General features: G+C 67.7%; 10 protein-coding genes, 2 tRNA genes and 1 other RNA gene. 2 read left to right on the top strand and 11 right to left on the bottom strand.

Features of this window, described 5'->3' with window-relative positions; translation table 11 throughout:
- Positions 1-29: 29 nt before the first annotated feature.
- A complete protein-coding gene (locus tag BLQ75_RS15730) occupies positions 30-1,157 on the top strand; it encodes an ArsO family NAD(P)H-dependent flavin-containing monooxygenase (RefSeq protein WP_092603042.1) in 1,128 nt (375 codons plus the stop codon).
- Here BLQ75_RS15730 and BLQ75_RS15725 read toward each other — a convergent pair.
- The 9 genes from BLQ75_RS15725 to BLQ75_RS15685 all read right to left on the bottom strand — a co-directional run bounded on the left by BLQ75_RS15725 (position 1,109) and on the right by BLQ75_RS15685 (position 9,732).
- Complete coding sequence (locus BLQ75_RS15725; RefSeq protein ID WP_244515611.1) at positions 1,109-2,209, bottom strand: acyltransferase family protein; 1,101 nt, start codon at positions 2,207-2,209, stop codon at positions 1,109-1,111. The two genes, BLQ75_RS15730 and BLQ75_RS15725, sit on opposite strands and share 49 nt — an antisense overlap.
- 74 nt (positions 2,210-2,283) lie before the next feature.
- On the bottom strand, positions 2,284-3,645 hold the full coding sequence (nhaA, locus tag BLQ75_RS15720; protein WP_092603274.1) for a Na+/H+ antiporter NhaA: 1,362 nt from the start codon (positions 3,643-3,645) through the stop codon (positions 2,284-2,286).
- 414 nt (positions 3,646-4,059) lie between these two features.
- Positions 4,060-4,433: a transfer-messenger RNA gene (ssrA, locus tag BLQ75_RS15715) on the bottom strand.
- Positions 4,434-4,603: 170 nt separating this feature from the next.
- Positions 4,604-5,524 (bottom strand): amidohydrolase family protein, encoded by a 921-nt coding sequence (locus tag BLQ75_RS15710; RefSeq protein WP_092603038.1) that lies wholly within the window; start codon positions 5,522-5,524, stop codon positions 4,604-4,606.
- A gap of 63 nt (positions 5,525-5,587) precedes the next feature.
- The gene (smpB, locus tag BLQ75_RS15705; protein WP_043578605.1) at positions 5,588-6,064 is read right to left on the bottom strand and encodes an SsrA-binding protein SmpB; all 477 of its coding nucleotides are present in this window, start codon (positions 6,062-6,064) and stop codon (positions 5,588-5,590) included.
- A 111-nt stretch (positions 6,065-6,175) separates the two neighbouring features.
- Complete coding sequence (gene ftsX / locus BLQ75_RS15700) at positions 6,176-7,078, bottom strand: permease-like cell division protein FtsX (protein ID WP_092603036.1); 903 nt, start codon at positions 7,076-7,078, stop codon at positions 6,176-6,178.
- Between the two features lie 65 nt (positions 7,079-7,143).
- Positions 7,144-7,833 carry a cell division ATP-binding protein FtsE gene (gene ftsE, locus BLQ75_RS15695; protein ID WP_092603034.1) on the bottom strand — a complete coding sequence of 230 codons (690 nt, stop codon included), beginning with the start codon at positions 7,831-7,833 and terminating at the stop codon, positions 7,144-7,146.
- A gap of 257 nt (positions 7,834-8,090) precedes the next feature.
- A complete protein-coding gene (gene prfB, locus BLQ75_RS15690) occupies positions 8,091-9,212 on the bottom strand; it encodes a peptide chain release factor 2 (RefSeq protein WP_092603032.1) in 1,122 nt (373 codons plus the stop codon).
- Between the two features lie 79 nt (positions 9,213-9,291).
- Positions 9,292-9,732 carry a PadR family transcriptional regulator gene (locus tag BLQ75_RS15685; RefSeq protein WP_043578168.1) on the bottom strand — a complete coding sequence of 147 codons (441 nt, stop codon included), beginning with the start codon at positions 9,730-9,732 and terminating at the stop codon, positions 9,292-9,294.
- 414 nt (positions 9,733-10,146) lie between these two features.
- On the opposite strand from BLQ75_RS15685, the gene BLQ75_RS15680 reads away from it, so the two are divergent.
- Positions 10,147-10,359 (top strand): hypothetical protein, encoded by a 213-nt coding sequence (locus BLQ75_RS15680; RefSeq protein WP_092603030.1) that lies wholly within the window; start codon positions 10,147-10,149, stop codon positions 10,357-10,359.
- Between the two features lie 382 nt (positions 10,360-10,741).
- On the opposite strand, the gene BLQ75_RS15675 is transcribed toward BLQ75_RS15680, so the two are convergent.
- Positions 10,742-10,818: transfer RNA gene (locus tag BLQ75_RS15675), tRNA-Met, on the bottom strand.
- Between the two features lie 336 nt (positions 10,819-11,154).
- Positions 11,155-11,231, bottom strand: a tRNA-Met gene (locus tag BLQ75_RS15670).
- Between the last annotated feature and the right edge of the window lie 64 nt (positions 11,232-11,295).

Genomic DNA, 11,295 nt, shown 5'->3' with positions numbered 1-11,295 from the left:
TCCAGCCCCGGAACCAGTGAGCGGATCGAATGCCGAAAACACCGCGCGAACGTGTCGACGTCCTCGTAATCGGTGGCGGCCAGGCGGGCCTGGCGGCCGGCTACTTCCTGCGCAGAGCGGGCGCGGAGTTCGTGATCCTCGACGAGCGGCGCCGGGGTGGCGGTTCCTGGCAGCACATGTGGCCCTCGCTGCGGTTGTTCTCCCCGGCTCGGCACAACTCGCTGCCCGGCTGGGGGATGCCGCCCCAGCCCGGGACCGAGTTCCCCACGGTGGATCACACCGTCGACTACCTGCGAGCCTACGAGCATCGCTACGAACTGCCCGTACTGCGGCCGGTCCGGGTCACCGGCGTGTACGACTCCGGCGAGGAGCTCACCGTGGCCACGGACGCGGGGACGTGGACGGCCGGGGCCGTGCTCAGTGCCACCGGAACCTGGCGGGCTCCCTACGTCCCCGCGTATCCGGGCACGGCTGATTTCGACGGGACACAGTGGCACACTGCCTCCTATCCGGGACCGGCCCCGTTCCGGGGGCAGCGCGTACTGGTCGTGGGAGGCGGCAACTCGGCGGCGCAGATCCTGGCCGAACTGTCCACCGTGGCCGAAACCACCTGGGTGACCCGCAGACCGCCCAGGTTCATGCCGGACGAGGTGGACGGCCGGGTGCTGTTCGACGTGGCGACCCGACGGCTGTCGGGAGCGGCGAGCGGGGTCTCCGAGCTGGGCGACATCGTGATGGTCGACAGCGTTCGGGAGGCCCGCGAACGCGGTGTGCTGCGCGCACACCCGATGATCTCCGGACTGACCGACCGGGGAGCGGTGTGGCCGGACGGAGCCGAGCTGGAGTTCGACAGCGTCGTGTGGTGCACCGGCTTCCGGCCCGCGCTGCGGCATCTGGGACCGCTGCGACTGAGCAGGGAGCGGGGACGCATCCCCACCGAGGGAACCCGCAGCCTCGAGGAGCCACGAATCCACCTGGTGGGCTACGGCGACTGGACCGGCCCGGCCTCTGCCACGCTGATCGGGGCGGGACGCACCGCGCGCACGGCCGTCTCGGAAGCCATCGGCGGGCTCGGCCGGAAACGACCGAACGCCGCGGGGGAAAGGGCTCAGACCCCGCTGGAGACGGTCCGCCGCTCGGTCACGAACCGGTCGTAGGTACGCATCAGGTATCGGTGGGCCGGTTGCTCCACCACTCGGGTGAGCCCCCATCCCAGCAGCACACCGGTGGCCAACATCGCCAGCGTCTGTAACGGGGTCGGTGCGCCCAGGTCCTGCAACCGGCGCACCACCATGTGCCCGAGCGACTGGTGCGTCAGGTAGACCCCGTAGGAGATGCCCGCGTACCACTGGATGGGGCGACGCGCCGCCACGGGGATCACGGCCTCCCAGTCGGGACCGCGCGCCACCAGGGCGATCACGCAGAGCCCGATCGCCACGCACACCGAGGACCCGACGTCCGGGACCAGCTCCCCCGAGGGAGCGGTGGCGAAGCTGTGCAGCCACTGCGCGAACATCGCGGTGCCCAGGAAAGCGGCGAAGTGGGGAGTCCGGAGTCTGCCGACCGACCAGAGCCAGATCGCCACACCGGCCACGAACAGGTGCCAGCGGTGGAACCCGAGCCCGTCGGCCAGTACCCGGTAGAACTCCGGTGGCCCCGAGGCGCGGATGGGCCACTGCGCCAGCGGAAGCAGCATCGCGAACCACAGCACCCAGATGATCCGGTCACCGTGGCCCCAGCGGGAGCGGTAGAGCAACGCGGCCGCCGTGAACCCCATGAGCTGCAGCGGCACCGTCCAGTGCGCGACGTCGAGGAACTCGAACTCCTGCGGCTTCCAGTGCCAGAGCATCAGCAGGTGCTCGAACAGGTCACGCACACTGGGCAGGTACCAGCCCTCGATGCGGAAGGCCCGGGTGAGCAGGAAGATGAGCACCGATGCTGCCACGAAAGCGGGCAACAACCGGGCGATCCTGCCCCACCAGTAGCGCAGCACGGTCCCGCGTCCGATGGTCACGCAGGCGAAGTAGGCCGATATGACCAGCAGCATGCTGGCACCGACCTGCCAGGGGAAGGCGAACGTTCGCGGCTCGATCTCGGGATGGAACTCCACGCTGACCGTGGTCGAGTGGTACAGCATCACCAACGTGACGCAACCGGCCCTGACCACGTCCCAACTGATCTTGCGACGGCTCCCCTTGCCGGGGATCACCACGAATATCCACTCCCGTCGTCCCGCGTGCGGCAGTACCTCCCGGTATTACATCGCATGCCGACGCGCGATCATTACTCGGTATTCGATCGACCGGCACTCGCCGGATGGGCCCTGCGGTAGGCGCGGTTGCGCACCCCGAGCACGACCGAGGCCAACAGCGCCGCGAGCAGCGAACCGAACAGCACGGCCACCTTGACGTGCTCACCGCGCTCACCGGCACCGAAGGCGAGTTCGCCGATCAGCAGCGAGACGGTGAAACCTATCCCCGCCAGCAACGACAACCCCACCAGGTCCCACCAGGAGAGATTGGCGTCGAGCTGTGCTCTGGTGAACTTGGCCATCAGGAACGTGGCTCCGAAGATGCCGACCAGCTTGCCCAGCACCAGCCCCGCCATCACAGCGGGAACGACCGGATCGGAGAAGGCGGCCGAGATACCGCCACCACCGAGCGACACCCCCGCCGCGAACAGCGCGAACAGCGGAACCGCGATCCCGGCCGAGACCGGGCGCCAGCGGTGTTCCAGGTGCTCGGCCGGTCCCGGCTCGCCGCCGTCCTTGCTCAGCACCGGGACGGTGAAGCCCAGCAGCACCCCGGCGATGGTGGCGTGCACCCCGGACTCGTGGACCAGCAGCCACGCAGCCACGCCCAGTACGAGCAGCACCGGCCACCACGGGCCCCGCAGCCGCACCAGCGACGCGAAGGCGACCAGCGGCAGCACCGCTCCCAGCAGCGGCAACGGGTGGAAGTCGTCGGTGTAGAACACGGCGATGACCGTGATCGCCAACAGGTCGTCGACCACGGCCAACGTCAGTAGAAAAGCGCGCAGCGCGCTGGGCAGGTATTTGCCGACGATCGCGAGCACCGCCAGCGCGAAGGCGATGTCGGTGGCCGTGGGAACGGCCCAACCACTCAACGCGTCACCGCCCGCCGTCGAGGCGATGCCCACGAAGATCAGCGCGGGGACGACCATGCCCGCCACCGCAGCCACCACGGGCAGCACCGCTCTCCGGGGATTGCGCAGCTCGCCGACCACGAACTCGCGTTTGAGCTCCAGACCGACCACGAAGAAGAAGATCGCCAGCAACCCGTCGGAGGCCCAGTGGGAGAGATTCAGGTCCAGCCCGAGGAACTCACCACCCGGCCAGGGGACGAACTCGGCGGCCGTCGCGTAGCTCTCCGCCCACGGCGAATTGGCCCAGGCGAGCGCGAGCACCGCGGCCACGAGCACGAGCACACCGCCGACGGTCTCCGTGCGGAGGATGTCGGCGAGCGTGCGCTTCTCGGCATCGGGGGTCGGGGCGAACAGGCTACGCTCCGGGCTGCCCCGCTGGTTCTCACCCCGCTCGTCTTCGCCACGCGGCCGCCCGTCCCGGGAATCCCCGCTCCCGGAGTCCTCGCGCCGAGCTTCGTCGTACTGGGGGTCGGTTCCCATCAACACGTCCTGTTCGGATCGTCCGTCAACTTCCCGCCGACCAGTCTTCCCGGCACACCATTTGCCCGATTTTAATCGCTGACGCATCGCTCATGAGTGATGACGATACGCGACAACCCGGCCACGACGCCCGAGACCGGGCCCGTGACCAGGGATCGACTCGGCGCGGCTGCCGAGCGACGAGCGAGGGCGTCCGCCGGAACAGCGGGTCGCGCCACGACATGAGTGATCGTTGTCATATCCGGTTCGTCCGGATGAGCTCGGCCCGGACGCGCGTGCGTCACGGGCGGCCGCACGGCCTCTCCGGCGTACGTCTCTCACGAAACCACCGCTCAGCGGGTCCACGAAAAACCCCGCCCGGCGGGGCTCGCCGAGCGGGGTTTCCCTTGAAAAATCACGCGGCCACATGGCCGCTGGTGGAGGTGCCGGGATTCGAACCCGGGTCCTCTGTCGCCTCACCAAGGCTTCTCCGTGCGCAGTCCGCTGTGTCTCTACTCGGCTTCACCGGTCACGCGGACGAGCCGGTGTGACAAGCCCAGTCGCTGTGCGATGTCCCGATCAGTTCCGCGACCGAACTGAAACGGTGAGTCCCCTAACCGATGCCGGGGTCCGGGTCGGAGACTTACCCGGTCCGACAGAGTCGCTACTCGCTCAGGCGGCGAGTGCGAACTCGCGCTGACTCTTGTTGTCGGCGCTTGTTGATTCACGGCGACGCTTAACGGTGGTCTTCCGCCTGCACCGGCACGCTTCCCTTGGCTCAACGGCCAGAGTCGAAACCGTTCACCCCCGTGTTCTGTTACTCAACAACCTGTTTTCCAACAGTCCGGACCCGCCACGAACCGGCCGTGTCGAATCCGTACCGAACATCATAACGCATGGCACCCGCCCGATCATTCCCGGTTCGGCGGATCGTCCCGCCCGAACCACCCCGGGATACCGGGAACGGTCTCGCGCCGCCTCAACGGCATCCGAGCAACCGGGCCGGCGTGTCGTGCAACACCGCACGCAGGAACGGCATTCCCAACCGCTCCTCGGAAGCGGCCCACCCCGCCACCGCTGCCAACTGCTCGGCGTAGGGGTACGGAATGTTCGGGAAGTCCGAACCGAGCACTACCCGATCCGCCACGGGAACCAGCCGGGCCGCCCAGTCACCCGGCAACGGCGCGAACCGTTCGCTGAAGGCGACACCGATCATCGTGGTGTCCAGGTACACCCCGGGGTACTCCCGCACCAGCTCCAGCGCACGCTCGTACTCGGGCATACCGGCGTGCGCCAGCACCGCCACCAGCCCCGGATGACGTCCGAGCACCTCGGCGAACACCTCCAGACCGGTGAACTCCCCACGCAGCGGCCCGTGACCGCAGTGCACCACCACGGGCACCCCCGCTTCGGCCAGCAGCCCCCAGGCACGGTCCAGCAGCGGGTCGCGGGGATCGAACTCGCCCACCTGCACGTGCACCTTGAAACAGCGCGCCCCGCCGTCGAGCGCCGCGGCCACGTAATCGACGGCACCGGGTTCGGGATACATCGTGGCGGTGGGCACGGCACCGCTCGTGGTCAGCCCGAATTCGAGGGCCCAGCGATTGAGCCACTCGGCCATCCCCGGCTTGTGCGGGTACACCAGCGGCGCGAACGCGCGAACGCCCAGACTGCCGAGCACCTCCAGACGCGTCGGCTCGTCGAAGCGGTACCGGATCGGCCACTCGATCCCGTAGTGGGCACCGGCCAGGTCGAAGTAGTCCCAGACCTTGTGCAGCACCCGCTCCGGCAGGAAGTGCGTGTGCAGGTCCACCAGCCCCGGAACGCCGAGACCGGCCACCCAGCCGGCCACCTCCTCGTCCGAGGCGGGCGGTCGCCCCGGCTCACTACTCGTGGTCAACCTGTCACCGCCCCGCGGTGGACGGCGCACCGGTCACACCGGGCGAAGTCCGAGACGGCATCCTCAGCGCATACCCTTACGGTGCTGGCCGATCGCCCGCGCCATCTCGCGCTCGGCGTCGCGCTTGGCCATGTCCCTGCGCTTGTCGTGAATCCGTTTCCCTCGGGCGAGGGCCAGCTCGACCTTGGCCTTGCCGTCGGAGAAGTACAGCGAGAGCGGCACCAGACTCAGTCCGCTCTCCTTGGTCTTACCCATCAGGCGCTCGATCTCGTCCCGGTGCAGCAGCACCTTGCGCGAACGACGCGGGGCGTGGTTGGTCCACGTTCCCTCGGTGTACTCCGGGATGTGCACGTTGCGCAGCCACACCTCGCCCCTGTCGATCGTCGCGAAGGCGTCGACCAGCGAGGCACGTCCCTGGCGGAGGCTCTTCACCTCGGTGCCGGTCAACACCATGCCGCCCTCGTAGGTGTCCAGCACCGTCCAGTCGTGCCGCGCCTTGCGGTTACGCGCGATCAGATTGTGGCCACGTTCCTTTGCCATACCGGCGAGCATAGCGCCGCGTCCGACGCGTGGACCACGTGGTTTCCCGCGGCCGTGGCGCCCCGGAAGCCGGAGCGCCACACCGACGCCCCGGGGCGCTCCCGCCCCGGGTCAGATCCGCACGTACAACCGCAGCGTGAGATAGCCGGTCAGTCCCGAGATCACCGAGGCCACCAGCACCAGGATCGGTGCCACGAAGGCCACGTCGGCGTAGCTGACCGCCGTCAGCAGATTCGCCTCGGTCAGCGGCTTGAGCAGGCCGTCGAGGAAGGCCTCCTTGAGCACCATGAGCAGCCCGATCGCCGCCACCGAACCGATGATCCCCGAGACCATGGCCTCCAGCAGGAACGGCAGCTGGGTGTACCACCGGGAGGCCCCGACCAGCCGCATGATCCCGGTCTCGGTGCGGCGGTTGAACGCGGAGAGCTGGATGGTGTTCGAGATCAGCAGCAGCGCGGCGAAGGCCTGCAACGCGGCGATCAGGAACGTCCCGTCGCGCACATCGTTGAGCTTGCCGACCATGCTGCGCACGAACTGGGACTGGTCGTTGATCGAGCCGATCCCGGTGCGCCCCTCGAACTGCTTCTTGACGGCCCGTGGGGTGACGTTGTCCCCCAGTTCCACCCACAGAGCGGCGGGAAGCGCCTTCGGGCGCACCAGCTCCCGCAGCTGGGGCTGGTTCGAGAACTCCTCGGTCGCCCGCTCGAAGATCTCCTGCCGGTTCAGGTACCGCACCGACTCCACACCCGAGGCCCGCTCCAGCTCGGATCGGATGCCCGCGCAGGGGTCGTTGGCACACTCGGGATCGTTGGCGCTGACGTCCTCGCTCATGTAGACGACGACGTCGGCGGCGTTGCGCAGCGATTCCTGGGCCTGGTCCACTTTCCGGACGACGATGAGGCCACCACCGAGCAGCGTGAGGGAGACCGCGGTGGTCAGGATCATCGCGATCGTCATCGACACGTTGCGACGAAGGCCGTTGACGACCTCACTGGATACGAAACTCGCGCGCATCTTGAGTCAGCTTTCGGTGCGGTCTGCGACTTGCGGATTCGGGAGGGAGCCGCCTCGTGGGAGGCTCAGCGGCCCACGCCGTAGACACCACGGGCATCGTCACGGATGACCTGGCCGTGGCTGAGCTCGACGACCCGTCTGCGCATGGAGTCGACGATCGAGTGGTCGTGCGTGGCCATGACCAGCGTGGTTCCGGTTCGGTTGATGCGCTCCAGCAACAACATGATGTCCTGGCTGGTGTCCGGGTCCAGGTTTCCGGTGGGCTCGTCGCACATCAGCACCAGCGGTCGGTTCACGAACGCCCTCGCTATGGCGACCCGCTGCTGCTCACCGCCGGAGAGTTCCACCGGCATCCGGTCGGCCTTGCCCTCGAGACCGACGAGCTGGAGCACCTCGGGGACCACCTTGCGAATGGTGTGCCGGGGCTTGCCGATGACCTCGAGCGCGAAGGCGACGTTGCCGAAGACGGTCTTGTTGTTGAGCAGGCGGAAATCCTGGAACACGCAGCCGACCCGCTGCCGCAGCTTGGGAACGCGACGTCGTGGCAGCTTGGCGACGTTCCAGTCGGCGACGATCACCCTGCCTCGGGTGGGCACCTCCTCCCGCAGCAACAGCTGCAGGAAAGTGGACTTGCCCGACCCGGAGGGGCCGATGAGGAATACGAACTCGCCCTTGTCCACGGACACCGAGACGTCGTCGAGAGCGGGGCGCGCCAACGTCTTGTAAGTCTTTGACACGTGTTCGAGCCGGATCACGGGCAGTGAGCTTACCCGCGGCCACTCAGGGAGCCTTCACTCACCCGTACCATTGGTTGCGCCGAGGCAATCACCTTGCGCGCTTCCTCACGCACCGGTTGGACCGGCGACACCCTGTGACACCGGAACGAGGCCGACTCACGCGATCGGGAAACACGACTCCCGTAATGCCCCGACGGAGTGGCCGCCTCGGGCACGGGCGGTGGTGCCACCGGCGTCCACTTCCGGCCGGGGGCCGGGGCGGAACCGCGACCGTCTCAGCCCTGCTGCTGTTCCTGGTCGTGCTGCTGCTTGCGCCAGCGGATTCCCGCTTCGAGCAGCCCGTCGAGCTGCCCCTCCAGCACCGACTCGGGGTTGCCGACCTCGTAACCGCTGCGCAGGTCCTTGACCATCTGGTAGGGGTGCAGCACGTAGGAGCGGATCTGGTTGCCCCAGCCCGAACCGCTGCTGTCGCGCAGCGCGTCGATCTCGGCGCGCTCCTCCTCGCGCTTGCGCGCCAGCAGCTTGGACTGCAGCACGCGCATGGCCGCGGCCTTGTTCTGCAGCTGAGACTTCTCGTTCTGGCAGGAGACCACGATTCCCGTGGGGTGGTGGGTCAACCGCACGGCCGAGTCGGTGGTGTTCACGCTCTGCCCGCCCGGCCCGGAGGAGCGGAACACGTCCACCCGGATGTCCTTCTCCGGAATCTCCACGTGGTCGGTCTCCTCGACCACCGGCAGCACCTCCACACCGGCGAACGAGGTCTGCCTGCGCCCCTGGTTGTCGAACGGGGAGATGCGCACCAACCGGTGGGTCCCCTGCTCCACCGAGAGGGTGCCGTAGGCGAAGGGGGTGTCGACGCGGAAGGTCGCGGACTTCACACCCGCTTCCTCCGCGTAGGAGGTGTCGTAGACCTCCACGGGGTACCCGTGGCGTTCCGCCCAGCGCAGGTACATCCGCATCAGCATCTCGGCGAAGTCGGCGGCGTCCACACCGCCCGCTTCGGCCCGGATGGTGACCATGGCGGAGCGCTCGTCGTACTCCCCCGAGAGCAGGGTGCGGATCTCCAGGTCGGCCAGGTCCTTCTTGAGCTGGGTGCGCTCCTGCTCGGCCTCGGCGACGCTGGCGCTGTCGTCCTCGTCCTCACCGAGTTCGTAGAGCACTTCGAGGTCTTCGAGGCGCTGCCGGAGCCCGGTGATCTTGCGCAGGTCGCTCTGCTTGTGGACGAGCTGGCTGTTGATCCGCTGGGCGTACTCGACGTCGTCCCACAGGTCCGGGCGGGCCGCTTCCTCCTCCAGCTCCGCGATCCGGGCCCGCAACGCATCGAGATCCATGACGCGCTCGATGCCCTCGAGGGTTTCGGACATGTCCTTGAGCTCGGCGGCGACGTCGGGGTTCACGGTTTCCAGCCTACTTCACACCATCACGACCACGGACGCCGACCGGCGGCCCTCGCCACGCCCCCGCCATACCCGAACGTCATTCGGGTATGGCGTCGAGCATCTTGATGACCGCGCGGTTGTGCGCCACCGAGAAGTCCGCCGCGGCCTTCTCGTAGGGATCCTCGGCCACCTTGGCGGCGTTCTTGGCCTCGTTCAGCTTCTCGACGTACTGCTCCCGGGCCGAGGTGACCAGGTGGGCACGCTGCTTCGAGGTCAGCATCCCCGCGTAGCGCAACCGCAACAGCAGCGGACTGCGCACGTTGTCCGGCCCCGGCTCGGTGTTCAGCCACGACTTGAAGGCACGCTTGCCCGCCGCCGTGATGATGTACTGCTGGCTGGATCGTGGTCCCTGTTTGCCGAGACGAAGCATTCCCGCCTCGGCGAGTGCGGGCAGTTCCCGGTACACCTGGCTGCGGGTGACGCTGAAGAACCCACTGAACCGGTCGGTGGCCGCCGCCACCAACTGCCCCCCGGTCATCGGCCCCTCGTGGAGAAGTCCCAGCAAGGCTGCGGATGTCGCATTCAGGTCGGTCACGGCTCCTACGGTGCCACGGCAATGACAGGCTGTCCACAATGGCCGTAGTCCGTGTCCGAAACGGCAGCGCAACAAGGGGACAGAATGAACACGCAGCGCATTCATCGCAGCACACGAGACCGCCGTTGCGACCCGGATTCACTTTCACCGGGGATTCCTCCACTGGCAGCAACCAATTCGTACACTCACCGTCCCCTGAACAGGGATACTCTTTAACTCGAAATGGGTAATTCTTGCTGCGATGCTGTGGAAGAGCCGTTGTTAAGGGCACCCTTCACAGTGGCCGGCCGAGTAACGGGGCCGGACACTGCGACGGGTGCGTACGGGACGGACCCGCCGAATTAGGGAGGTAACACCGTGCATCGGAGTCTGCTGCGGACCAAGCTCGCCCAGGGCAGGAACAAGATGGCGAGCAAGGTTTCGGAACGGGCGAAGTCACTGGTGCCGATCCAGGTGGACAGCCCGCACAACTGCATCGTGTGCGGCCGTAAGATGCGCGCCTTCCGCAGCGGGAGCCGCGAGGGTCGAGTCTGCTCACCCACCTGTGCCCGCAAGTGGGCCGACGGCTGAGGCTCGCGGAAACGAAAACCGGGCTCGTCGTACGTACGAGCCCGGGGATCTCAGCGACCACCAACGTCCCCGCTTCCGGTCTCGCCAGGAGGAGTTGAGACCGGGACAGAAGTCCCACATCCCGCCCGCATTCCCGAACACGTGCCGCGCGCCGTGAGCCCGATCCCGCTTCCTCGCCCGTCCACTCGGCGCCCCCTGAAGGATCACCCGTCGGAGTTCCGAGTGCGCACGGGGTCTCGTCTCCACGCCGAGCGGCCGATGTGGCGCGGACGATCACCCGATGTCAGCCCTTCCGGAGAGGCCGGATTCGGCGAACCACCCCGGCAGTGCTTCCCCTCATGCGAAAAACTCGGCCCTCGGAGCGGAACTCCGAGGGCCGACCTGGTAGCGGGGACAGGATTCGAACCTGTGACCTCTGGGTTATGAGCCCAGCGAGCTACCGAACTGCTCCACCCCGCGCCGTGTTTCGTTGTAGTTGCAACTCTACACTCCCGCCCACACCTCCCACACAGGGGGGTGGGCACCACGCCCACGACTCCGTTCACCAGCGGTTTCTCCCGGTATCGCCGGTTTCTCCTGTACCGAACGGGGAAGCAACGCCTCACACCGATGACTGCCCGGCGAGCGTGTGCTGCTTCGCGCCCCCGAGAGGGATGCCGTGATCCGGCCCCGGCGCCGCGCGTGCCGCTGCCACACCGGGATCGCTACCCCATCGGGGCCGCGGGAACTTCGACCGGGAAACCGCAGCCGGACGAGGATCGTCCCCCTCCCGGCGAACCGGAAGGGGGACGATCCTGGTAGCGGGGACAGGATTCGAACCTGTGACCTCTGGGTTATGAGCCCAGCGAGCTACCGAACTGCTCCACCCCGCGCCGTGTTTCGTTGTAGTTGCAACTCTACACTCCCGCCCACACCTCCCACACAGGGGGTGGGCAC

The organism is Actinopolyspora xinjiangensis, assembly GCF_900104475.1.
In the GTDB taxonomy this organism is placed as follows: Bacteria; Actinomycetota; Actinomycetes; order Mycobacteriales; family Pseudonocardiaceae; genus Actinopolyspora; species Actinopolyspora xinjiangensis.
The sequence above is the reverse complement of the archived record's forward strand: the minus strand, read 5'-3'. Positions and strand labels throughout refer to the sequence as shown.

Bases quoted from the DNA above. Each gene is read 5' to 3' on its own strand.
- BLQ75_RS15730 (WP_092603042.1), top strand. From the start codon at position 30: ATGCCGAAAACACCGCGCGAACGTGTCGACGTCCTCGTAATCGGTGGC.
- nhaA (WP_092603274.1), bottom strand. From the start codon at position 3,645: ATGGGAACCGACCCCCAGTACGACGAAGCTCGGCGCGAGGACTCCGGG.
- smpB (WP_043578605.1), bottom strand. From the start codon at position 6,064: ATGGCAAAGGAACGTGGCCACAATCTGATCGCGCGTAACCGCAAGGCG.
- ftsX (WP_092603036.1), bottom strand. From the start codon at position 7,078: ATGCGCGCGAGTTTCGTATCCAGTGAGGTCGTCAACGGCCTTCGTCGC.
- BLQ75_RS15685 (WP_043578168.1), bottom strand. From the start codon at position 9,732: ATGACCGGGGGGCAGTTGGTGGCGGCGGCCACCGACCGGTTCAGTGGG.